Source organism: Alloacidobacterium dinghuense, assembly GCF_014274465.1.
Lineage (GTDB): Bacteria > Acidobacteriota > Terriglobia > Terriglobales > Acidobacteriaceae > Alloacidobacterium > Alloacidobacterium dinghuense.
Window position 1 is genome coordinate 119072 of sequence record NZ_CP060394.1, and the last position, 24430, is coordinate 143501.

Annotated in this window: 18 protein-coding genes and 1 tRNA gene; 7 read left to right on the plus strand and 12 right to left on the minus strand. The window is 57.9% G+C overall.

Features of this window, described 5'->3' with window-relative positions; genetic code table 11:
* Nucleotides 1-287: 287 nt before the first annotated feature.
* From H7849_RS00505 to H7849_RS00515, 3 genes are all read right to left on the minus strand, one after another.
* Nucleotides 288-1373: a hypothetical protein gene (locus H7849_RS00505; protein ID WP_186743502.1), complete on the minus strand. Its 1086-nt coding sequence runs from the start codon at nucleotides 1371-1373 to the stop codon at nucleotides 288-290.
* 187 nt (nucleotides 1374-1560) lie between these two features.
* Nucleotides 1561-1896 (minus strand): VOC family protein, encoded by a 336-nt coding sequence (locus H7849_RS00510; RefSeq protein WP_186743503.1) that lies wholly within the window; start codon nucleotides 1894-1896, stop codon nucleotides 1561-1563.
* Nucleotides 1897-2029: 133 nt separating this feature from the next.
* Complete coding sequence (locus tag H7849_RS00515; RefSeq protein ID WP_186743504.1) at nucleotides 2030-2983, minus strand: WG repeat-containing protein; 954 nt, start codon at nucleotides 2981-2983, stop codon at nucleotides 2030-2032.
* Between the two features lie 236 nt (nucleotides 2984-3219).
* Here H7849_RS00515 and H7849_RS00520 point away from each other — a divergent pair, with 236 nt between their 5' ends.
* A complete protein-coding gene (locus H7849_RS00520; RefSeq protein ID WP_186743505.1) occupies nucleotides 3220-3630 on the plus strand; it encodes an ester cyclase in 411 nt (136 codons plus the stop codon).
* Nucleotides 3631-3850: 220 nt separating this feature from the next.
* Here the strand turns inward: H7849_RS00520 and H7849_RS00525 are convergent, their stop codons facing one another.
* The 4 genes from H7849_RS00525 to H7849_RS00540 all read right to left on the minus strand — a co-directional run bounded on the left by H7849_RS00525 (nucleotide 3851) and on the right by H7849_RS00540 (nucleotide 9496).
* On the minus strand, nucleotides 3851-5065 hold the full coding sequence (locus tag H7849_RS00525) for a threonine synthase (protein ID WP_186743506.1): 1215 nt from the start codon (nucleotides 5063-5065) through the stop codon (nucleotides 3851-3853).
* Nucleotides 5066-5172: 107 nt separating this feature from the next.
* On the minus strand, nucleotides 5173-6954 hold the full coding sequence (locus H7849_RS00530) for a tetratricopeptide repeat protein (RefSeq protein ID WP_186743507.1): 1782 nt from the start codon (nucleotides 6952-6954) through the stop codon (nucleotides 5173-5175).
* A gap of 172 nt (nucleotides 6955-7126) precedes the next feature.
* Nucleotides 7127-8449 (minus strand): APC family permease, encoded by a 1323-nt coding sequence (locus H7849_RS00535; protein WP_251106515.1) that lies wholly within the window; start codon nucleotides 8447-8449, stop codon nucleotides 7127-7129.
* A gap of 156 nt (nucleotides 8450-8605) precedes the next feature.
* Nucleotides 8606-9496 carry a hypothetical protein gene (locus H7849_RS00540; RefSeq protein ID WP_186743508.1) on the minus strand — a complete coding sequence of 297 codons (891 nt, stop codon included), beginning with the start codon at nucleotides 9494-9496 and terminating at the stop codon, nucleotides 8606-8608.
* Between the two features lie 174 nt (nucleotides 9497-9670).
* Here H7849_RS00540 and H7849_RS00545 point away from each other — a divergent pair.
* From H7849_RS00545 to H7849_RS00565, 5 genes are all read left to right on the plus strand, one after another.
* Nucleotides 9671-9763, plus strand: a tRNA-Ser gene (locus H7849_RS00545).
* Nucleotides 9764-10465: 702 nt separating this feature from the next.
* On the plus strand, nucleotides 10466-12109 hold the full coding sequence (locus H7849_RS00550; RefSeq protein WP_186743509.1) for a tetratricopeptide repeat-containing sulfotransferase family protein: 1644 nt from the start codon (nucleotides 10466-10468) through the stop codon (nucleotides 12107-12109).
* Nucleotides 12110-12446: 337 nt separating this feature from the next.
* On the plus strand, nucleotides 12447-15308 hold the full coding sequence (locus tag H7849_RS00555; protein ID WP_186743510.1) for a bifunctional YncE family protein/alkaline phosphatase family protein: 2862 nt from the start codon (nucleotides 12447-12449) through the stop codon (nucleotides 15306-15308).
* A gap of 473 nt (nucleotides 15309-15781) precedes the next feature.
* Entirely contained in the window at nucleotides 15782-18817 is a 3036-nt protein-coding gene (locus H7849_RS00560; RefSeq protein ID WP_186743511.1) for a TonB-dependent receptor, read from the plus strand.
* Between the two features lie 66 nt (nucleotides 18818-18883).
* Nucleotides 18884-19381: a hypothetical protein gene (locus H7849_RS00565; protein WP_186743512.1), complete on the plus strand. Its 498-nt coding sequence runs from the start codon at nucleotides 18884-18886 to the stop codon at nucleotides 19379-19381.
* A gap of 3 nt (nucleotides 19382-19384) precedes the next feature.
* On the opposite strand, the gene H7849_RS00570 is transcribed toward H7849_RS00565, so the two are convergent.
* The 5 genes from H7849_RS00570 to H7849_RS00590 all read right to left on the minus strand — a co-directional run bounded on the left by H7849_RS00570 (nucleotide 19385) and on the right by H7849_RS00590 (nucleotide 23699).
* Complete coding sequence (locus H7849_RS00570) at nucleotides 19385-20815, minus strand: heavy metal sensor histidine kinase (protein ID WP_186743513.1); 1431 nt, start codon at nucleotides 20813-20815, stop codon at nucleotides 19385-19387.
* Nucleotides 20805-21479: a heavy metal response regulator transcription factor gene (locus H7849_RS00575; protein WP_186743514.1), complete on the minus strand. Its 675-nt coding sequence runs from the start codon at nucleotides 21477-21479 to the stop codon at nucleotides 20805-20807. Before H7849_RS00575 ends, H7849_RS00570 begins: the two co-directional genes overlap by 11 nt.
* A 331-nt stretch (nucleotides 21480-21810) precedes the next feature.
* Nucleotides 21811-22437, minus strand: a complete 627-nt coding sequence (locus H7849_RS00580; protein ID WP_186743515.1) for a permease prefix domain 2-containing transporter — start codon at nucleotides 22435-22437, stop codon at nucleotides 21811-21813.
* A complete protein-coding gene (locus H7849_RS00585) occupies nucleotides 22398-22766 on the minus strand; it encodes a PadR family transcriptional regulator (protein WP_186743516.1) in 369 nt (122 codons plus the stop codon). The genes H7849_RS00580 and H7849_RS00585 overlap by 40 nt, the downstream gene beginning before the upstream one ends.
* An 87-nt stretch (nucleotides 22767-22853) precedes the next feature.
* Nucleotides 22854-23699 (minus strand): AraC family transcriptional regulator, encoded by an 846-nt coding sequence (locus tag H7849_RS00590; RefSeq protein ID WP_186743517.1) that lies wholly within the window; start codon nucleotides 23697-23699, stop codon nucleotides 22854-22856.
* Between the two features lie 39 nt (nucleotides 23700-23738).
* Here H7849_RS00590 and H7849_RS00595 point away from each other — a divergent pair, with 39 nt between their 5' ends.
* Nucleotides 23739-24326 (plus strand): YkgB family protein, encoded by a 588-nt coding sequence (locus H7849_RS00595; protein WP_251106516.1) that lies wholly within the window; start codon nucleotides 23739-23741, stop codon nucleotides 24324-24326.
* The last annotated feature ends 104 nt before the right edge of the window (nucleotides 24327-24430 follow it).

The following is a 24430-nucleotide window of genomic DNA, read 5'->3' on the forward strand; positions in this document are numbered from 1 at the left end:
ATCTGATTCTTAAATAGTTGCTGGCGAAATAGGAAAGCCCGCCCAGACAAAGGCGGGTCTTTCTTGGCTTCTATTTCTATTATAGCTGGCTGGCACAGGAAACACGCCAAATTGAAGGGCGGATTTTCCTCTTTGGAATGAGTTGGTTAGGGAAATCCAAGCAGTTTTTTCGCTTGACAAGGCATTCTCTGGGATCAGTCCAGCGGAAGGCTATGCATGCCGACATCCGCTCATCCTGCCCCTTAAGAGGGGGCAGGATGGCAGGCGGTATGTCGGATCAGGGATGTTTAGCGGTCATCGTGGTCGTGCCGGTCTTCGCACTCTTCTTCGCGCTCTTCTCTTTCGTCGCTGCGGGTTTTCACGAAGCCCATTCCGTGGGGGCTTTGCAGTCCGCTAACAATGGGGGTCAGCCCGCCGAAGTTGAGATCGAGGATTCCGACAAAGCCTACGGTTGCGCCCGAGGCGTCTGGAGCACCTACTGCAGCCGTGTATGGCGTGCCGGGAGCGAATTCAGATTTGCGAATCTTGTAGACGATGTTCGCCGGGGTGTCGCTTACCAGGATGAAGCCATCATCGGAGGGGATGAATAGAGTGTCATCGGCCTGCGGAGTGCCAAATGGCGAGCTGAGGGGAATGAGAAATGCGCTCTGATTGTCTTTTCCGGGTCTGTGGACGAGGACCAGCTCGGAGTCTCCCTGACTGTCGAGGAGAAGGTCGTTTCCAGGGGTCAGGGTCATTGAATCCGGGTCCTGAAGATTGAGCTTTACCGGGTCGCCGGTGACTACGTCTGTTGCGGTTGCATCGCCCTCAAGTACCGGCGTGACATCGATGGTGCTGCCGGTGATTTTGGCCTTCACGATGGCTGGAAAGGTATTCGGATTGTGGGCCGGATTCGAGGCGCTGAAGTAAGCCTCGCCGTTGCGGAAGGTGATGTCATCGTATCCACCGCCTGCAGTCGGAGGCGCAGCGAAAGTGTAAAGCTTCTGTTCCTGTGTTTCGGGGTCGATGATGACGAGGTTCGGGTTGGCGTCCTCGTTCTGCATGGCCCAGAGCTTTCCGGTATAGGGATCGACCTTCAGACCGTCATTGTGGCCGACGACGGTATAGATATGAACGATGCGGCCGTCTTTGGTGTACTCGATGATCTGGTTTGATTTACCGTCGGCGCCGGTGGGGTCGTTACCATCTCCGTAGCCGATGAAGATGTGATCGCGAAGAATTGCGATGGAGTCGGGCGCGGTGTATTTGCCTTTAACGCCCTTTGCGAAGACGCTGATGGAATAACCCTTCTCCACCTTGGGAGATTGGGCTGAGGCTGGAATGATGGAAGCGGCAAGCAGAAGTGCCGACGTGAGAGGGATGCACTGTTTCATACGACCTCCAGATTTGTGGTGAAGGGGGTGGGATTTTGAGCGACGAACCGAATGCGCAATCAGGCTATGCGACTAGATGCAAGCGAAAGTTATGGCTGTATGAATTTATTGTGTCGCGCGCAGGTATTCTGAGAATCGAGGGGGAAGGTTCAGTGTGGTGGCGCCTAACATTCAAGTTTGGGACGCGTTATCCTTCGCCGACGCTGCAGTGTCCGCCTTCGGAATCGATGAACTGGGCGAGTGTGCCGCCGAAGTCCTGTTTTGTGGGCGGCATGCTGAACTGCACTCCTTTGGCGCGCATCTCTTCGTAGAACTTTTCGAGGTCGGGCGTGCCGAAGCCCAGTTCCACCGATCCAGGAGGGTTCTTCTCGGATGCCGGATGCAGTCCGAGCGTGGTTTCGCCTGTGGCGAATTCACTCCAGCCGGGGGATTGGAATTTCAGGGGCAGACCCAGGGTGTCGCGGTAGAACTTCACGGCGCGATCCATGTCGCCGACGAATTTGATGACGTAGCCGAGTTTCATTGGTGCCTCCTGGGCGGGAGAATAGCGCGGTGGAACCGCCCCGCTCAAGCCAAAAGAGGCTTGAATGGGTGCGCTGCCTCATCGCGCTGCGGAGCAGCGTGCTCTTCTGTGATATCAGCGAAAACTGGAATGGCTATACAAAAAATGGCGCGGGAGGGTGTTGGACCAGAGCACCCACCTCTGAGGTCCACACCACCGCTCCATCTCGACGTATGTAGCTATAGGTTTTTCCTCGACGCACAATTGCCAGATCGCCGAAAAATCGGAAACATCTGTCGAAGGTTGGCTCAATCAGCCAGCGCCCTTCGGGGGATATGAAACCCGCTTTACCATCGGTGTTCGCTGGCGCCATTCCTCCATCGAGCCGATCAAGTTTGTCGAATCTGCACTCGACAACCTGCCTGCCATCAGTATCGATAAGGCCCCATCTCCCACCTTGTTGAACACAAGCGCGCCCCTCAACAAAAGGCCTCGCGTCTTCATACTCAGGCTTCACAACGAAGATACCTTCACGGTTGATGAATCCCCAACGTCCATCCATTTGAACGCCCGCCATGCCGTTGCTAAACCCGGTTGCTCGCTTACCCTCAAACACGGCCGGGATTCTTAATCTTCCAACGGTATCGATATAGCCCCAGCGGTCATCGATACAAACAGCTGCCAACCCTTCCCAGAAACGACGGCATGGCCGAAACTCTGGAGGGATCACAAAATTTCCTGTTAAATCAATAAAACCAAAATTTTCGCCATCTCTTGATACAAACGCGAGACCTTCTGAGAACTCACTAGCAACTAGAAATTGCGGCTCGATCAACCAGTCGCCGCCATGGTTTATATACCCGCCATTGATCGCGCAAATGCCGTTGTGAAATCTGGACAGACCTTCAAAGCGAAAGGGAATCTCCACCCGCCCCCAACGATCGATAAATCCGCTTCTGCCTTCTCCATCAACAACTGCTGCTACTCCCTCAAAAAAATGAGCGCACCCTAAATACGAAGGCGGAATTGCCACTTCACCATAGCTATTGATGTACCCGCACAGATCTTCTGCCGAATTGGGGATTGGTACGGAAATCGGGTAAAGCATTTGCTCTCTTGGGTTCCTCCAGAAAGTTTGCGACGAGCTTCGACCTCGTTCCATCCAACCGCACTTCTAGGATAACGAGACTTGGCGGGATATCGGTGGGGAACAGCAGGTCCTTCGCTACGCTCAGGATGACAACCTTCTGATCGTGGTTTTGCAGTGAATAAATTTCAGCCAGGGATCGAAGATTCATCGCGGAAGTCGGGCTTGCGTGCTAAGCTCCTCGGCGGAGATTTTTTATGGCGGAAGATGCGAAGGGTTTGGCTCGGCGGTGGTTTGAAGAGGTCTGGAACAAGAAGCGTGAGGAAGCGATTTCGGAGATGTTTGCGGAGGGCAGGGAAGCGCGCGGTTTGCCTGAGCCTGACTCCGTCATTCGGGGACCGGAGGAATTCAAGAAGTTTTATCGCGTTATGGTCCAGACGTTTCCCGATCTGCACGTCGATCTGGATGACCTGATCGAAGAGGGCGATCGAGTTGCTGTTCGCTGGACGGCGACGATGACCCATCTTGGGGATGGTCTGGGTTATGCGCCGACTAAGAAAGCGCTGACGCTGGTTGGGGCGTCGTTTCTTCGCTGCGAGGATGGGAAGATTGTCGAGGGGGTGAATTTTATGGACTTTACTCGGTTGATTGGTGAGTTGAAGAAATAGTCGAACCCCATGTGCTGCTTTTTCTGGGTGGCGAACTCCGGGGTTTGCCACCAGGTGAAGTGCTCAATTTTCAAGTCTGGGCTGGAATCCTTGCTTTCCCACCCTATCACCAACTACGCGATAGGATGGGGCACCCTTTTTCGTGCTACTGCTTAGAAAAAGCAGATCCTTCACCTTCCCCTTCGTTATTACTCAGGGTCAGCGTCAGGATGACATCGGTTTACTGCGGGGTGATGATGCCTCCTACGGGGACGCGCTCGGGGAGTTTGGTGCTGTTGGGGCGGGTTACTCCCATGGCTTCGGCGATCATGTCCACATATTTGAGGCCAGCTCCGGTGTTGAAGATGACGACCTTGTCGCGGGGCTTGAGGAAGCCGTTTTCGATGAGGTGGTCGTAGGCGGCGGTGGCGGCTGCTCCTTCGGGTGAGAGCAGGAGGCCTTCGTCGCGGGACCAGTCCAGGAGTGAATCCAGGATTGTTTCGTCGGGGATGTCGACGACGGTGCCCCCGGACTGGCGGACGATGTCGAGGATGATGTAGTCGCCGTAGGGCTTGGGGACGCGCAGGCCGGCGGCGAAGGTGGAGGCGTTTTCGAACATCTGCGAGGTGTTGGCGCCTTCCTTGTATGCCTTCGCAACGGGCGCGCAGCCGCTGGCCTGGATGGCGATCATCTTCGGCCGTTTTCCGGTGACCCAGCCGAGTTGTTCCATTTCCTCGAAAGCTTTCCACATGCCGATGAGGCCGACGCCTCCGCCGGTGGGATAGAAGACGGCGTCGGGGTAGGTCCAGTTCAATTGTTCGACGAGTTCATAACCCATCGTTTTTTTGCCTTCGACGCGGAAGGGTTCTTTGAGGGTGGAGATGTCGAACCAGCCTTCCTTTTCTTTGCGCTCGTTGACGATGCGGGCGCAGTCGGAGATGAGGCCGTCGACCAGGGTTACGTTGGCTCCATAGGCGACGCCTTCGAGGTAGTTGGCGAAGGGCACGTCTTTGGGCATGAAGATGTGGGCTTCGATTCCGGCGGCTGCGGCGTAGGCGGCGAGTGCGCCGGCGGCGTTCCCGGCGGAAGGTGCGGCCAGTTTTTTGAGGCCGTAGTGTCGGGCCATGGAGACGGCCATGGACATGCCGCGCGCTTTGAAGGTGCCGGTGGGGTTGGTGGCTTCTTCTTTGAGGAAGATGTTTGGGTTGCGGCGGCTGGGGAGTATCGGGGTCCAACCTTCGCCGAGCGTCACTGGACTCACGTCGGGCAGGACGCTGGCGTAGCGCCACATGCTTTGCGAGCCGCCGGGCTCGGGGCGAGTGGCGGTCTTCTTCAGAGCTTCCGTGTCATAGCGGACGTAGAGCGCTCCTGCACATTTGGGGCAAACGGTCTCGTATTTGTTGGCTGAGATTTGATTTTGGCAGCGGGAGCATTCCAGGTACGCAATTGCGGGCATGAATTCAGAGTAAATGAAGACTTTGATTTGTTATCGATGGGGGCGCAGGCACTTCCGGATCGATGGCTGCTGCTGTTCGCGTGGCCTCGATCCGAGTGTAGAGGTGGTTATGGATGAGGCGTGTTTGCCTGTTTCTGTGTCTGGGGCGTTGTCTGTTGTTGTGTTTGCGGCTTGGCGGATGACGTGTTGTCGTCATCGCTGTTGTCGTCCTGATCTTGCCTGGCGCTGTGCGGCGGCTCGAAGGGCTGCTTGATGCCTTTTTCGGCGGCGGCTTTGGTGTCGGGCTGGCCGTCGCGAACGGTGAGCGCGGTTTTGTATTCGACCAGGGCTTCGTCGCGCTCTTCACGGATGTCGTGAATGCGGCCGAGGTAGATGTGCGACCAGGCGAGAATGCGTGGGTCTTTGGAGAGGCGGAGGGTTTCGTTGAAGCTCTTTTCGGCATCGTCCATGCGCCCCTGCATGACGCTGGTGAGGGCGAGGATGTAGTCGGCGCGGCCAGGATCGGGCGTGTGCTCGGCTAAGGCTTGCTGGGCAAGCTTTTCCGCTCCGGCGGCGTCGCCCTGGTGCAATTTGATCTCGGCGAGATCGAGACCGTGCGGCGTGCGGGTGGCGTGGCGGATGACGTCGGAGTCGCCTTCTTCGGCGAAGTGGATGTCGCGGGCGCGGTGGGTCTGCTGGTCGATGTCCATGCCATAGACCATGGGGCCGATGGCTTCCTTGAGGCTGTCTGGCGTGCGCTCGAAGGCAATGAGCTGGTCGTAGAAATATTGAGTGAGGACGAAGCCTGCGACCATGCTCTGGTTCACTGCTTTCTGACGGACGGCGGCGATTTGCTGCAGCGATGCATTGTGCTTTTGCGTTTCGCGCTCGAGGTCGTTGCGGCGCACATCGTCGGGAATTTTGTATTCGGCGACGTCGGTGTCCATGGTGCGAGCTTCAATGGCGCGGATGAGGCACTCGATGACGAGCGAGACGACATCGCTGCGGTACTGGAAGTCGAGAGGCGCGTCGCGCACGGCTTTGAGGATGGGCAGCAGGCGGTCCATGGCGCTGGCGCGCGAGTAGAGCAGCGGCTCGATCTCATAGTGGAGATACGTGTGACGCGCTTCCTGCATGTGGATGGCGCCGTTCACGGGCGAGGCGACCACGACATAATCAGGGCCATAGACGCGGGCGTTGGTTTCCGCGGGCGAGAGCAGCGGCTCAAGCACGACGAGGAAACGGCTGCCGCTGTAGGTGCTGGCCGGCATCTTGAGGTAGACGTTGGTGGTGACGATCATACGCGTAAGCGGATCGTGCAGTTTGGCTACTTCATCTTCATACGCAGTGTGGTTTGCGATCCAGATGAGGTGAAGCTGGGTGGCGTCGACGAAGGCGTGCAGCAAGGGCAGCATGTCGATGACCTGGGTTGAGTCAGGGGGCATGTCGTCCTGATCGACGCTGAGGGCGAGCTCGGGCGGCGGGGTGAGATAGAGCGCGAGCGAGACGTACTGCGCGAGGTCACGGCTGGCGTCGCCGAGGCGATGCTGGCTGATGTAGACGCAGAGCTTGTCGCGGGCGTCGCGGGATGCTTCAGACTGCTGCATGGCCTGGTTGACCTGGTCGCGGATGCGGGCGCGGACGGGGTCGGATTCGGCGAGGCCGTTGTCATAGCCGCAGGCGTTGAGGGCGACGGCGACATCGAAGAGCGCTTCACTGGTCTGGAGGCTCACAGTCGGGCCGGCGGGATCGACGAGCGCGGGCGGCTTTTCTTCGCGCGGCTGCAGTTTTGGCTGCTGTTGCTTTGCCGGTAGATTGGCGGATGGTTGTTGCGCAACTGCCGGGAGCAGGCTCGAAGCGAAGAGTGTGGCGATGACGATGGAAGTGCGCAGATTCAGGCAGAACGGCATTTGCTGGGATTTCTCTTTTGAAAGTCTATTGAAGCGCGTTTGTGGTGGTCAATTGTTGCTTTGTCTGCTTTGCGCGGAGAGGGGCGTGGGTGGGGTTCGTGCTTTCCCACCCTGACTGCGTCAGGATGGGGCACCCCTTTTTTGTGCCGATCGATGCAATCGTTAAGGATCGTCAATCGCCGCTTGGGGCGAGGGCGGATTCGGTGATGGTTTTGTGGCCCCAGCGTTTGCGGGAGAACCAATAGAAGATGGGACCGGCGAGGGCGATGAGAAATCCAAAGAGCAGCGCGGGCATGTGCGCCATGCGTTCGTCACGCGCGGAGTACATGACGTAGCCGATCAGCAGGGCCGGTGGGATTCCGAGGGTGCAGGCCATGAAGAGGTTGCCGGCGCGGAAGGGACGCGGGAGGTCCGGTTCTTTGAATCGCAGGACGGCTAAGGCGATGAATTCGAGCAGGAGACTGCTGCCGTAGAGGATGAGGTCGATCGAGATGAGTTCTTCGAAGCGAAAGCCGAGGGCTGCGGCCCAGAACATGCCACAGACGATGATGGCTGCCCAAGGGACTCCGCGCTTGTTTTTGAGGGCCAGCCATGCGGGGAGCATGCCATCCTGCGCGAGCACCATGGGCAGGCGGGTGTAAGACATGACGAGCGCGTTGAACATGCCGAGGCCGCTGATCGTGCCGCAGAGCACTACGGCTGCGGCGAGCAGCGGACCGCCAAGAGAACGCGCGGTGTCCGTCCATGATCCGGTGGTGAATTGGTTGACGGGTATTCCGGCATAGGCGATGGCGACAACGGGAAGGACGTAAGAGATAGCTACCAGCGCGGCTGCGGCGAGCATGGCCAGCGGGTAGTTACGGCGCGGGTTCTCGACTTCTCCTGCGACAGTGGAAGCGTTGTCCCACCCCATGTAGTTCCACAGCGCGACGATGACGGCGGTGCTGATGCTGCCACCGGTGAAGGAACCGATGTGGTTGTGCCAGTGCGGTCCGTGGAAGAAGCTGAGAACGATAAGAACGACGAAGGGCGCGAGCAGCAGGATGAAGAGCGTGACAGAACCTTCGCCGACGGCGGGAGCTCCACAGAGATTCCACAGGCAGCAAGCGGCGACCAGCGCTATTTCCCATGCTATGCCGCGCGATCCCGCGGTCCATGCGGGGAAAAGCTTGCCGAGATAGAGAACGAAGAGCGTGGGGTAGATGGCCATGTCGAAAATGCTGGCCGTGAGCGAGAGCCATGCTTCCTGATATCCCCAGAACGGGCCCATGGCACGGCGTACCCAGACATAGAATCCGCCTTCGGCGGGGATGGCGCTGGTGAGTTCGCCCAACATGAGCGCGGTGGGAAAGCTCCAGAGAAAAGGGAAGAGCAGGAGGATAAGGAGCGCTTTTGTGTAGCCTGCTCCGCCGAGGATGTCCTCAATGCCGTAGGGGCCGCCGGAGACCATGAAGTAGGTGGCGGCGATGAGCGGCACGAGACGCATGCGGCGCATACGAGGCTTGGGCGCCGGCAGTTTTATGACAGCGTTGACTTCAGGTTCCTCCCGGTGATCAGGGCGCTAAAGGAACTCTAAAAGAAATTCGGGGGAAATTTAGAAGAAAATGCGGCAGCTCATTGAATACATGAAACTGCCGCTTTTCACTGCCCGTCAGGATGCTTTTCGGCTTGAGGCGTCGGATCCGGCAAGGTAACCGGGATAGGTGCGTGAAAGGCGACCGAAGATGCGCACTCGCTCGCCCGGAATGTCGCTCCACGTGGCGGCTTCTGCAGTCGCCTCGTAACGGATGCGGCCGTTGTTTCGTTCAAGAATGCGCTCGGCATCGGCGAGACGTCCGGCTGCGTCGACAGAGACGATGGCTCCGCCCTGCTGCAGCGATCCAACCAACGATCGCGCATTGGATTGCGTGACGCCCATTCCGGAAAAGGCGCTTTCAAAGGCCGAGCCTGAATAGGCGTATTCGTAGTTGTCTGGATATGTCGCCAGATGGCCTTCGCCTGTGCCGAAGTTCATGCTGGTTTCGCTGGCGACTCCTTTGCTCCGGCCTTCTTTTGCCTCTTCGCCGTAGAAGAAGTGTTTCAGCTTCTGCCACCAGCCCTCGTCGTGCTCATGGGCTTCGTGAAAGCCACCGGTCGCGGGAAGCGGGTCTGCTACTGTTGGCGCTTTGCCGGTTGCTGTGGTTGATTGGTGGTGCGGGATGTCGGAGCCGGGAATGGGTCCCGGACGGCCTGCTCCGCTGATGACGCTCCCCGAGCCGGTGGAAAGGCCAGCGGGTGTGACGGCGCGCGTGTCTGAAGCGGGTCCTGAACCGACGGTGTCTGATTCGATCGGGTTGTGAACTGTTCTGCTGCCGACCTCGTCCATCTCACGCGCTGCGGCAACACGCGTACGTGCCGTGCTATTGCGAAATGCAGCTCCCATCTGGCGCGGTTCAAAGCCCTCGGCGAGCAGATCGTCGAGCGCGCGCTGTGCGTTGGCGTTGTCTGAAAAGTAGGCAACGACCACCTCATTGCCAATGTTGCTGCGTGTTTCGGGAATCATGAAGGATACCTCCGCGTACTGAAATCGTGCGAGGCCATCTCAGACCTTCTTTCTGGTACGATGCAGGGCAATTTTGGTGGGAAAGCCGGAATGGTACTAAAACACGACGCGGAAAATGGTTGCCCACAGACCTGAAGCGCAATGGTTCCTATATAATCGGAAACGAAGAAGCCCGGAGAGATGGCCGAGTGGCCGAAGGCGGCGGTTTGCTAAACCGTTATAGGGTCAAAAGCTCTATCGAGGGTTCGAATCCCTCTCTCTCCGCCAGACCTTTTCCCCGATACCCATCAGGTGTAGTCATTCTTCCGGTCTACAGATTCTAAGCCCAAGGAGTATAGGTCGCTAAGGCTGCACCTGTGCTGTCCCTCTCCATCTGTGAGACGGTCTACAGACATTGCTGAACAGACAGTGCGATAACAACGGAGGCAGATTGAATCAATTGTGCCATCCTGATTCTGTCGATGGGTGAACCCAGTCTCGGCAGCGTTTTTTTTTCGTTTCATGGCAGCGTTGTCCCGCATGTATAAACCCAGAATCTTGGCTCCAGATGCGGCGGAGGGCAAGCGCCATAAGACGCCAAAGGACGGATTTGAGCGGTCAGGAAGAGCTGGGAATTACTTTGGATTGGGAATTCCTGTCTAACCATCGCTCTTCAATATTTCGAGCCAACAACCTTGTCCCGGGCAGGCCTACTCGTTGCGGACGATATCGCGCTGTGGTGTGAGTCTGCGGCGAAGGCGGCTCCGCGGTGATGCTCATACGAGGTTCCTCCTTCACGTTCAGGCTATCGCAGCTTTTTGCTGAGAACCGCAGTGAAGGCATTGCGCAATTCACGGTGCGAACAATATTCTTCGGATGACAATTGCGTTGGCGATTCTGATAGCCACGCTACAGCTTCCACGTTAGGTTCGCGACATGTCCCAGTCTCCAAACACATCCGCGCCGCAGCAGGTGACGCCTCTGCTTGCGTTGGCCACTAAGTTGCTTGAGGCCGGCCGACCAGCCGATGCGATTGCGCCATTACGCGATGCAGCGCGGCTGGAGCCGTTCAATCCCGTCATCCAGCACGATCTCGGCCTCGCCTGTCTCGAGGTTGGCCGCGTGCCGGATGCCATCGCGGCATTACAGCTGGCCGTCGCCTGCAACCCGCGCTACACCGATGCCTATTTCCGCCTGGGAATCGCCCTGGAGAAGCTGGGCGACATTGGCGGGGCAATCGTTGCATACGACCGCGCCACTGCGCTGCGCCCGTCGCTGACCGAGGCGTGGTTCCGCGCCGGCGCCCTGGTGTACACGCTGGGCCACCGCGATGAGGCGATCGGCTGTTTCCGCCGCGCGGCGGCAACCGGAGGTACGACCAGCTTCGGCCGCCTTGGCAAGGCGCGCGCGCTGCTGACCGAGGATCGCAATCAGGAGGCCGAACAGGTGTTGCGACAGACGGTGGCGCGCGATCCGAGGAACCCCATGGCGCATGACCTGCTGGGCAATCTGCTCACTGAGTTCGGCCGTTTCGACGAGGCCCGCGAATGCTTCCAACGCGCGATCACGATTGCGCCGCTGCTGGCGGGAAGCTACTACGAACTGGTCCGGTGCCGCCCTGTTACGAGCGATGACAACGGTCTGCTTCAACGGATGCAAGACGCCCTGGCCACGCCAGGTTTGGAAGCGGCGCAACGCTTGCGGCTTCACCTCGCCATTGGCAAGGCGGCGGAGGATCTTGGCGACTACGCCGTGGCCATGCAGCATTTCGACGCCGGAGATGCTGTGCGCCGGGGCTTTGTGTCGTTCGACTCGGCGGCGTTCTCGATCGAGATCGACCGCCTGATTGCCCGCTTTACACCCGAGTTGATCGCGCGGGCGCCTGAACTCGGAAGCAGCGATGCGACGCCGGTGCTGATCGTTGGCATGCCGCGATCCGGCACAACTCTCGTCGAGCAGATCGTCTCCAGCCATCCAGAGGCCGGGGCCTGCGGCGAACTGCATTTCTGGAACCAGCATGGTGCGGCGTGGCACCGCTCTGGGGCTGCCGTCAACGAGACGGCGTTCCTGGCCAAGGCGGCGGCAGACTATCTCGGCTTGTTACACGCGATCGCACCGAAGGTGGCGCGAGTGACCGACAAGATGCCGTTCAACTTCCTCTGGGCGGGGCTGATCCACATGGCATTCCCGCGCGCAACCATTATTCATTGCCGACGCGCTGCAGTCGACACGGCGCTGTCGATCCATCAAACGCATTTCCATCCGGGCCTGGCGTTTCCGACCGGAGGCGCCGAACTGGTCGCGTATTTCCGCAACTACCAGCGGCTCACAGACCATTGGCGGAGCGTGCTGCCGGCGGATCGTTTCATCGAGGTCGATTACGAGGAGCTGACCCGCGCGCCCGAACCAGTCATCCGGCGGATCATCGCGGCCTGCGGCCTGGCGTGGCACGAGGCGTGTCTGCGCCCCGAATGCAATCCGCGGGCTGTGAATACGCCCAGCAAGTGGCAGGCACGGCAGCCGATCTTTCGCACGTCCGTCGGGCGCTGGCGACGCTATGAACCCTGGCTGGGGCCACTACGGGCGCTCGTCGACGACGCGCCGGAACTGGATGCGGGTATCGCCCAATCGTGATTAGACTGAGCAGCCCACCTCACCGGAAATTCACGAAGACAACGCCCACGCGCAAAGACAGCCGGTCAACCGGGCCATGGCGTGCGAGCGACCCTGCATATACCTGCCTCGCAATCAGATGACAAAACTGTAATCTTGCCGTCACGCTCCCGTGCGGCGCGCAATCTAATCTCGCTTCCAGCGTAGTTCGTCCGCGCTGATCGTCATAAGTCCATTACAGATCGTCTGCAAAGATTCGTGACCGCGATGTCCAGGGGCGCTGGTCGTATCTTCACCCCGATATCGCACGGTCGATCCCGGTTGTGTAACCAGAAAAACCTACAGAGGAGAACGGTCCATGTCCCCTAAATCGTCTCGACAAAAGTCTCGAAACAAGTCTCGGATCAACCGTCTGCGTCCGCTCGCCGGCCTGCTGGCGACAGGGCTGAGTGTTCCGCTCGCTGCTCAGTCCGTACCGTTTCCAACATACTCGGCCGGCCCGCAACCGAACGGCTCGTGGGTCGTCAGCAGCGGCCAGGTCATCACGCCAGCCGGCCAACAGGTCGACCTCGGCATCCGGGTCCGCGCGAAGGCCGTTGCGCTGAACCCTAATGTCAAGACTCACACCGCTGCCGTCCTCACCATGGGTACGTCTCCTTCCGATGGCAACGGGGCCGTCGAGGTGTTCGATACCAATACCGGCGATGTCCTGCAGAACTACATCGTGTTCGGGAAGGATACAAGCGGCAGCTTTAACGGCATAGCCTATTCGGCGGATGGCAAGCACCTGGTGTTCAGCCAGGACGATAGCAACGTCGCCATCGCCAAGGTTTCTGCGGAAGGCTTGCTGAGCGACGACGCCCAGGTCAGCGTTCCGCCGAACAATTCCTTCATCAGCTGCTTTCCGAACAGCCCTCCGGCAGCTTATGCCAACCCCTGCGGCTCCTTATATTCGGCGAGCACTGCTTATCCAGGCGGCATTGCAATCTCAAAGGATGGCAAGAGCGCCTATGCCCTGCTGAACCAGAATGATACGCTCACCAAGATCGACATCAGCGCAGCGAAGCAGGGTACGCAGATTCGCGTCGGCAACGCGCCGCACAGCATCGTGATCAGCAGCAACGGCGCGACCGCTTACATCAGCAACGAGGGTGGCCGGGCCGCTACGGACGGGGACTTCCAGATCAACTCCGCGGGCACGGAAATTGTCGCCGACCCGGAAGTTGGCGCGGCGATCAGCGGTACCGTTTCTGTGGTGAATCTGGCCAGGATGAAAGTCACCGCTACCATCTCGACCGGTCTGCACCCAACCGGGATGGCGTTCTACGGAAAGGACCTGTTGGTCGCCAATACCTATAGCGACACCATCTCGGTCATCGACACGGACACCAACGACGTGATACGGACGATCGACCTTGGGCTGCCGATCAAATTGCCCGGCAGACGCAAATCAGCTTACGGCGCCGCGCCGAACTCGATCGCCGTCGATGCCAAGAACGGCATTGCCTATGTCGCACTTTACAATGCCAACGCGATCGGAGTGGTCGACCTCAGCCCCGGCGTGAATCCCGTCAAGGGCATGATCCCGGTAGCCTATGCTCCGAGTTCGGTCGTGCTGGACGAGGCCGATAACGTGCTCATCGTTGCCAACGACAAGGGCATCGGGGCGCGTAATTCGTTCGAGACTGACTACGGCGTCACCAACTACAATACCCACCAGGACAATGGCACAGTCAGCATCGTCCGCGTGCCGAATAGCAAGAAGCTGGAGGCGTGGACAAAGCAGGTTTTCGAGAACAACCACTGGGACCTGACGGAAAATATCAAATCTGCCTCCGGTGGCAGGCCGGATGCCAACCCGGTCGCAATCCCGGCCAAGATCGGCGATCCGTCGCTGATCCAGCACGTGTTCCTGATCGTCCGTGAAAACCGCACCTATGATCAGATCCTGGGCGACGTGGCCGAGGGTGATGGCGACAGCTCGCTGGCGGTGTTCGGCGGCAAGGATACGCCGAACGTGCACCAGCTGGTGAAGCGCTTCCCGCTCCTCGACAATTTCTACGACCCGAGCCGCCAGTCGGCTGACGGTCACCAGTGGATCACCGAGGCAATGGCGCCCTACTCTGATGACATACAGTCGCCCGACTGGGTCCGCAGCTATCCCGGTGGGAACATGGGCGATGCACTTGCCTATCAGAACAAAGGCTTCCTGTTCTCGGAAGCGGCGGACCGCGGTCTGCCGGTGAAGATCTACGGCGAGGCCGTCGAGAACGATACGTTCAAACAGCCGAGCGGGTCAACCAGCGAGCCGAGCTGGAGCCAGTTTTACGCAGACTCACAGAAGTTCGAGGCGGGGCTTGAGAAGACGCTGTTCTATCAGAACACGGTCCAGGCACAGTCCTCTGTTCCGGCTGTGTCTGACCACCTCATTACGAACTTCCCGCAGTTCGACCTAGGCATTCCTGACCAGTTCCGCGTCGATCTATGGGTGCAGGACTTCAAGAATGACGTCGCGAACGGTACGGTGCCCGCGTTGAGTGTCCTCTGGGTCATGTGTGACCACACAGGGGGCCCGCCAACCCCGGACGCCGAGCAGGCGGATAACGACCTGGCGATTGGGCGCATTATCGACTACATCAGCCACAGCAATGTGTGGTCCTCGTCGGCGATCTTCATCGAGGAAGACGACTCGCAGAACGGCGTCGACCACGTCGACGGTCACCGCAGCCCAGGCTATGTCATCAGCCCATACACCGTGCAGAACGGACCCACCGACCACACCTACTACACGCAGGTCAACATGACTCGGACGATCGAACAAATCCTCGGTCTGCCGCCCATGAACCAGTTCGACCTCGTGGCCTCACCCATGAGGACGGCCTTTGTCGAGGGCACGCCGTCCGCAGCCAACTTCAAGCCGTGGACGCACGTGCCTAACCAGGTACCGCTGAACCAGGGCGTTACGGCAAACGCAACCAAAGCAGCCAACACAACGGATAGCGCTGCGGTCAAGACCCTAAGGGCGGCCTGGCTCAAAAAGAAGACGCAGATCTTCGCCGGCAAACTGACCAAGCCCGACTCCGAAGACCCGGACACTGTCAATCATTTCAACTGGTACATGTCCACCGGGTTTACGCGGCCCTATCCCGGCGAGAAGGCGGTTCGCCCCCCGAGCGACTTCCACAAGCCGGCACCTGCCAAAGCTGACCTGGACGACTAAAACACGTTCGACTGCAAAAGCCCTCTCCCGATCGGGAGAGGGCTTTTTTTCCCCTGCCTCAAACGCAAGTCCCCACAAACTGAACCCACTTGCCTCCGGCGTGAACGTTACTGCCCCGGGTTCGTCCCGCGACAACGCAAAGAACACATCGCCTGTCGCTTTTCTGTATCAGTGGAAATCGGGTGAAAAAGGGCAAATCCGAGTCCCGGGATGCCGAGGTGTGGGTTTTGATGGAACGTTAATAGCGGTGTCATGTGCCTATAACCACCCGCGATTACAGATTCGTAATCTAAAAGAATCGAGGCACTGCTGCTCTGTGCTGAAGTTACGGGTTGTTGCAACACGATGAAACTCATACGCCCTACGACTCTTCAAACACCGCGGTGTCAACTCTATGTCAGCAAGATGAGTGGAGCCTAAAACTTCATTCTGCTTCTGGCTGCCACGACCCCCCAAATTTTTTCGAGGCTAAAATGCGATCCATCCAGCTCTTTACCCGTGCATTGTTGCTTGCGATTACTACCTGCGTCCTTGTTTTTCCCGCCGGACCAGCTGTGGCGCAAGTCGATCGCGCCGGCTTGGACGGCACAATTACCGATCCTTCGGGAAAAGTCATTCCAGGTGTTCATGTGGTGGCGGAAATGCCGGACACCGGCCTGAAGCGCGAAACCGTGTCGTCCCCCACCGGGAGCTATGACATTCCCGAGTTACCGGTGGGTACTTATACGATCACTTTCGATCATCCCGGCTTCAAGACTCTGACGTTTGTTGATGTGAAGCAGGTGATTGGGCGGACCCGCACTCTCGATGCAACGCTGCAGGTAGCAGGAGGCGAAGAGCATTTGCAGGTCTCGGCCAGCTCGGAGCAGATGGACGATAGCACCGACGCGCTGGGTGGACGTATTGATAAAGTGCAGGCGGATAAGCTGCCGATCAACGGCCGCAACTGGGCAACGCTGACGGCGCTGGCGCCTGGCGCTGTGGACACCGGAGGCAGCAACCAGCGGTCTATTCGATTTGCGGGACGCGGCCGCGACGATGACAATTTCACTTACGACGGCGTGGACGCGACCAACATCGTGAACCAGCCGCAGCAACCTTACGTGCGGCTCTCTATTCCGTTGGACGCAATCGAGGAGTTTCGTATTGACTCGATGCTGACGACAGCAGAAGGCGGCGCAACGGGAGGGCCGCAGCTGGCCGTTACCTCTCCATCAGGCACGAATCAGTGGCACGGGAACGCGTTCGAGTATCTGCGGAACAACGTCTTTGACGCGCAGCAGCCTGTGCCGGCTTCGACGTCACAGCCGCCTTTTCACCTGAATCAGTTCGGCGGGGCGCTGAGCGGTCCCATCGTGCGCGACAAGACGTTCTTCTTCCTGGCCTATGAAGGATACCGGCAACGCTGGGGATTTCCGCTGCTCGGCTACGTGCCGAGCAGCGCGTTCCGCACACAGGTTCTTGCGGATTCGCCGGAGCTGGAGCCGATCGTGAACGCATACCCGCTCGGCACGGCGCCGACCAGCGACCCAAACATCGATCAATTTTCCAGCGAAGGCACGCAGGCGGTGAACGAGAACTCAGCCATGATCCGGCTAGACCAGCGCTTCACGGAAAAGACCACGGCTTATGTGCGCTTCAACTACGACCGGGCGGTCAATACGCAACCACTGGCAAGCTCGGGCAATTACCTCGAGGATCTGCAGCAGCTGACGTCGACGCCGGTCAACGGAGCTATCGAGTTGCTTCATATCTTCAATCCCAATCTGGTGGAAGAGTTTAAGTTCGGATACAACCGCGGTACGGCCGACACCGACGATCTCAATCACACTGGGATTCCTTATGCGGTTTCGGTCTCTGGATTCACTACGCTGAACAACAACCGCTTCAGTACAGGCGTGGGCAATTCGTTTTCCTGGATCGACAACCTGACGTGGATCAAGAGCAGGCATACGGTGAAGGCTGGAGTGGAGATCCGGCGTATTCAGCTGAACCAGGGAAATACAGAGGCTGGAACAATCACGTACGCTTCGACGACAGCGTTCGACAAGAACAGCGTTAGTAGCGCGACCTTGAATGGCGCTCTGCCGATCAATGGCCTGCGCAAGACCCAGTACTACGGCTATGTCCAGGATGAATTCAAATGGACACCGAACTTTACCGTGAACCTGGGCGCACGCTACAGCTTCTTCAACATATTTCACGAAGTGCAGGGACGCGCCAACCCATTTGACTTCGCCACCTGCGGACCGCAGGGATTCTGCGGCGTTGGCGCCAGCTTCGGCCGGCCCAACTACGGCGATATTGATCCACGGGTGGCATTCGCGTGGGCGCCGGAAAACAATGGAAAGACGTTGATTCGCGCAGGATTCGGAATGTATCACGAAGACGGGCAGCTAGACGACCAGAACCTGCCCATCAGCAACGAAGTCTTCGCGTACTCGTTGTCGAACAAGACCATCCCGAATCTTAGTTATCCCATCGATCCATTTCTAGCGAATACGACAGGAATTGTTTCGCCGCGAGCTCAGGACCGGCAGCGCAAAGACACCTATGTGGAGCAGTGGGGGCTTTCAGTGCAACGTGAGCTGCCAGGAGATTTTGTGGGCACGGTCTCGTATGTGGGAAGCCATGGCGTATATCTCCTGACGCTCTCGGAAGTGAACGTCGTCGATGCGGCCACCGGAGTTCGTCCATACCCAGCTTTCAGCCAGGTAAGCTGGCGCGGCACGAAAGACGCCAGCAGCTACCAGGGGTTCTCGGTGGCGGTGAAGCGGTCGTTTTCGCGCGGATTGCTGTTTTCGGCCAATTACATGTGGTCACATGAAATCGACGACGGCTCCGACGGCAGCGGTGACGGCGACTCCCTGGTGCCGCAAAATGTGGCCTGTCCGCAGTGCGAGCGCGCCAGCGGCATCTGGGATGTACGCCACGTGGTAAATGCCAATGCTATTTATCAACTGCCTTTCGGTCCGGGTAGATCCTATTTGAACCAAGCGGGAATTCTGAGCAGCATTGCCCGCGATTGGGAAGTGACTTCGGTAGCATTGGCTCGAACCGGTTTCCCAGTGAATGTGCTGGTCAATCGTTCCTCGGCGAGCGTGCCGGACGGCAACAGCACGGATCAGCGGCCCGACCTCGTGCCCGGCGTCACGGTGACTCCGACCGGAGGCAAGAGCATCGGAGAATGGATCAACCCGGCGGCGTTTGCTCTGCCGGCTGCCGGAACATTCGGTGACGCGCCGCGAAATATCGTACGTGGCCCGGGTGCATGGCAGATCGATTTCGGCGTTGCCAAGACGATTTCGTTGGGAGAGCGAGCGCGTCTCGAATTCCGCTCGGAGTTCTTCAACATCTTCAATCATCCGCAATATGGGCTGCCGAATGCCACCTTCGCCGTTCCCGGTTTCGGCAGCATTACCCAGACGGTGAACACAACAACGCCTGTGAGCCCGATCGGGTCGGGAACGCCGCGTGAGATTCAGTTCGCTCTGCGGTTTGCATTCTGAGGTTCGTCAACATATCCATGCTGCAGCGGCAGATCAGTCGCCGTGCGGATTGAGCGTGAGATGCGCATGAGAAACAGCAGGAAGTTGATACATCGCTCGATGCGAATCGGCCTGAGCATGCTTCTGCTCGGGATGGTGACGGTCGCGGCGTGGTCGCAGGCCATGCCGGATTTCTCGGGCCTGTGGAAGCAGGATAACGATCGCTGCCAACCGAAGCGCAGCGGCGATGTAACGCTGCATATCGAACATCACAACCCTGAACTCACAGTGGAAACGTCGATTTCACATGGTTCGCAAATCTCCGGGCACGCAGTGCAGAAATACACGACCGATGGACGAGCTTCCGTATCGACGGGCGCGGACGGAGACGAATTCCACACATCGGTCGTCTGGACGGATTCGAGCCTCGTCTTCACGATCGAGGAACACGAAGATGGGCGTATTCTTCACTCGCAAGAGACGTGGTCACTCATCGAGAATGGCGCAACGCTCCAGAGAACTCGCGAGCGCCCAAATGGAGAGAAGCAGATCCTCTTCTATCGCCGCCAGACCGGGGCGGGGTAATCATCACGCGGCTGGTATGTGCAGAGTCACCCGCGTGCCATGGCCCGGTTGACTCGCAATTTCCGCGCGGCCGCCGTGAAGCACCATGATGCTCTGGACAATGGCTAGCCCGAGACCGGTGCCGCCTGACGTTTGCGAGCGCGACGTATCTACACGGTAGAAACGATCGAATACTCTGGGGAGAGCTTCGGGCGGAATGCCGTCTCCTGTATCGGAAACTTCGATGCGAATCGTGGAATGCTCGGTATTCGACTCAAGTATCACGGTTCCACCTGGCGGTGTATGCGCTAAGGCGTTTGCGATCAGATTACCGACCGCCCGTTGTATCAACGGACGGTCCAGTTCGCCGATCACCGGCCCTGTACTGACAGCCGTCATGAGCGAGATGCCACCCTCTGCCGCCGAAGCTTCATAGTATTCGCGAACACTGCCGAGCAATTCGTGCACATCTACGGTTGCGCGACGCAAATGGTTCAATGGGCTTTCGGCGCGGGCAAGGAACAAGAGATCGCCGATGAGGTCAGATAGACGCACGGTTTCTTCCAGGCAGGATCCGAGCACATCGCGGTACTCGTCGACGGTTCGAGCACGGGCCAAAGCCACTTCTGCCTCCCCGCGGATGTTATTCACCGGTGTGCGCAAGTCGTGGGCGATATCGGCGGAAAATCTGGAGATGCGCTCGAAGGACTCTTCCAGACGATCGAGCATTTTATTGAAGGTGTCGGCCAGCGACGCCAGCTCAACCGGATACCCTTCCGGGAGAATGCGCTCGTGCAAATTGCTGGAGCTGATGTGGCGAGCCGTGGTCGCCATTTCTTCCACGGGACGAATGCCGCGGCGCGCGATCTGATATCCGGCTACCGGGAAGATCACAAACGTTCCCAGCATGATAGCCCCGAACCAACGCCGATAGCGCGCCAGCAACTCTTCTTTCTGCGAGACGTCAACCGCAATCTGAATGATGTCGGTATCAGTTGGCGGCGAGCCCACGGGCACTGCCGCACGCGTGACGCGAAATGGCTTCCCTTGCTTTCCCATCAACGCAATGGCGCGATCCGGGTGACTCTGGGCTTGGGCGATGAATTGCGGCAGGTCCAATTGCTCCGCCATGCCCGGCGTCGCCATCAACTGATTTCCTCGTTGATCCAGTAGACGAATATAAAACTGCTCGTATCGGCGTGCCGCTGATTCCAGTTCAACTTCTTCCCGCAGGGCGTCGATGTCATCAGGCCTTTCCCGCAGCATCGTGCCGAGCACATTCAGCTTGTCCGCGATGAACAGATCCGTGCTTCGCTCAAGCTCTGAGACCAGCACCACATAAAGCCCGGCGGTAGCGAGGAACACCGTGAGCAGGCCGGAAATCGCGTAGCCCGCGGTTAACCGGAAGGCCAGAGTACCCCACCATCTTCCGAGGGGGCCGATACTACTGGTCATGTTCCATGACATAGCCTGCGCCTCGTACGGTATGGATCAACTTCAGCGGAAAGGGTTCATCCACTTTGGCGCGCAGCCTCCTGACATTGACGTCTACGACATTTGTGTCGCTGTCGAAATTCATGTCCCAAACCGCTTCGGCGATCAAGGTGCGGGACAGCACCTCGCCTGCTCGGCGCGCCAACAGTGTGAGGAGGAGAAACTCCTTGTAAGTCAGATCCAACCGTTGGCCAGCCCGCGTCGCACGCTGGCGCAACAGATCAATTTCCAGGTCAGCCATGCGGATGGATTCCTGGGGTCGAGAGGGCCCCCGGCGCAACAGCGAACGGACGCGCGCCAGCAATTCTGAGAAGGCGAACGGCTTCACAAGGTAGTCGTCAGCACCGAGTTCCAATCCTCGTACGCGCTCCTGTACTGAATCGCGGGCGGTTAAGAGAAGGACAAGGGACCGTCGTCCTGACTCGCGCAATCGGGTAAGCACTTGCCAGCCATCCAGGCCGGGCAGCATGACGTCCAGAATGAGCAAATCGAACTCAACTTCCCTCGCCAGGTGGAGGCCTTCCAAACCACCTCTCGCTACGTCGACGACAAAGCCCGCTTCATTGAGCCCCTTCTTGAGGAACTTCGCCGTTTTGACTTCATCTTCGACAACCAGAATTTTCATGGGCAACAGCTCTGGACCCCTGGAATCAATATGCTTCGCCTGCTAGACCGACTGGAATAGGAAGAGGAGCGGGCAACCATCCTTCTGTTAACCAATCAATACCTGACTATCCTCGAATCGATTGGCTGCGAGAAATACCCAAGATCAAGGGAATAGTCGCCCGTTGTTAAGGGAATGTCACAAAAACATTAATGCCATTCAAAACAGAACGAGGGCCGACAGCGCTTCGAGAGAGTAGATGGCTTGCGCCACGACACATATGTCGGCATGCAACAGGCCTTGGAATTGTCCGATCTCGGAAGGGCTCGCTGAATCGGCGGCACGGCTCACTTCAAACCGTGGAATATCTTCTACGCGTTCGGATGATGACTCCGGCCAAGACGATCGCGAAGGAATCAGCAAAATACCACGTCAGCCGCCAAAGCATTGCGCTGTCCCTTGTACTGCTGACGATGTAAACAGACGCGACGACAGCCATTGCAGCGTAAATCATGGCCAAGGTCGTTGTTGCCACTATTTCTACTTCTCCGGCAACGAGGGCAACGACAAAGCCAACGATCAGGAACACGAGAAGGTGCGCCGCATCGATGCCAGTTGATGCGAAGAATTTGTAGGCGCCAAAGTGTCGTTCGAGCAACTGAGACCTTTCAATCAGCGCAAACATAGCAGGCTCTACCAAGGGACCGAGAACTTTCCGAACCAAGAAACCACCGACAACTGCGGAAGCTGTCAACCATGGGCGAGTTCGCGCACTGACGCTCGCGAGATGCACAACAGTTCTCAGCGTCTGCGACCAATACCACCGTCGCGCGAAGGCCAGGCCAAATCTCGATACCTTCAGAGAAAATTCCTCTTGCAAGTCGCCGAGAATGGATTCAGCTTCGTCAAGAACGGCGAACAGGCTTATCAGCCAATCCGCTATACGCGGAGGGCGGGCGGCTCGTGATTCTGATGCCATGCGAAGCTCCGAGTGAAATTGAGACCATCTGCCATGCGTTGGAAAGCGTGATGTGTGCGGCTTGCAGCTGCCGATCCCTTCGCCGTGACGCGAAAGAAACGCTTTGAACGTCCACCGCGCTCGGGGGTTGGATCCCCCATGTAAGACGTGACGTATCCTTTGGCTTCCAGGCGGTCAAGGGTTGCGTATACAGCTCCGATCGAGACCTCGCGTCGCGTTCGTTGCTCGATCTCCTGGCGCACGGTAACGCCATAAGCGCGATCTTCCAGCCGAAGCAACGCAAGAACAGTTATGTGTTCGAATTCGCCGAGATAGTCGCGTCCAGACATTACATATACATAATAGGACTAATTCTCGAGTCGGTCGAGATCAAGGCATTTGGCGATCCATGAGGTTGGCACAGTGGCCGCACTCGATCAACTCCCTGTAGGAGTTGTCTGAATCTGACTGTGAGCAAGCCACTCGGAGGGCGGCAATCCGAGGTGTTGCGTAAAGACTCGCGATAGAGCTGTCGCATTCGCATATCCGACAGCGGGCGCGATGAGTTTCAGCGAATTGCCTTTACGCAACATTGTTTGGGCAACCGCCAGGCGCCAATTTGTCAGGTAATCGAATGGTGTGACGCCGACAACCCGGCGAAAGTGGGCGGCGAAGCGCGCACGAGACATGCCAGCATGTTGCGCCAGTTGTTCGAGCGACCAGGATGTCCCAGGGTGTTTATGCATGGCCTCAATTGCCCTGCCCAGACGAGAATCACTGAGTCCTATCAGGACTCCGCTATCGATCAGGCGCGCATTCATTGCTGATCGTATGAGAAGCACAAAGACATACTCGAACAATCGATCGATGGCGGCCTGACGGCCTGGTGATTCTGAGAAGGCCTCTGAGAACAAAAGCCGCAGTGTCGGCGCAAGTTCGGGAAGGGCATCGAGCGGAAGGACGAGCGGCTCAGGAAATGACGCAATGAGGGGATTCAACATTCCGGCGCCAAATTCGATGGTGGCGCATACGAGTTCGGCGCCATCTTGCTCAGGGCCACGAAGACGGTGGCGGTGAGGGCGTGGAAAAAACACGATGCTCGGGATATCAATGACTATCTGACGAGCATTTGGCTGAATGATTTTCAGCTTTCCTTTCTTGAGCACGTGAAGATGGCCAGCGAATTCGCTGTCATGATTACCGGTACTTCCGCACAGGCGTCCCGAATAGAACACACGAGCCGTGAGAGAAAATCTTTCGAAGAAAGGCGTCAGTCGATCCATTTGAGACTACAGGATATCTGAAGGAGACGTTTAGTGACAATGCGTATCATCTCTTCCTTCAGAATACTTCTTGTGCAGCAGAGGCTGACAACAGTAAATCGCGTGGCCTCGCCTGGAAAGGACAAAATCGTGAAAATGCTCATCAGGCTCCTATCAAAAACGAGCCTCTTCAAAGGAGAGCTTGACAACCATCTCGTTCGCGCATCGATGGTGATCATCTATTTCTTCTTCGGGTATCAGAAATGGTTTAACTATGAAGCGCAGGGGCTGATTCCATTTTTTACCCACGGGGCTCTCATCTTTTGGATGTATCCGGTCTTTGGCATCAAAGGCTCCTCTTACTTCCTGGGCGTCTCCGAATGGCTGTTCGGGGCGTTGTTGTTGGCGGGGTTCTGGAACAAGAAACTGGGAGTGTTGGGAGCTCTCGGGTCAATATTTACCTTCATCGCGACGGTCACGATCATCCCCTTCATGCCGGATGGCTGGGCCGCTTCCGCTGGCGGATTTCCGGCAATGGTCGGAAATGTTGCTTTCCTGATGAAAGATGTGGTGCTGCTGGCTGTGTCGTTTTATCTAATGAAGCAGGATATTGTTAAGGTCACGTCTGCTGCTGAGATTGCGAGATGAGAAGTCCGAAGTCCGTGTGGACCGTGGTACGGCGCCGAGCGCACCATTCCTACAACCTTGTCGTTGATCGTGCTTTTAACAGACAGCAACGCATGAATGAAGGG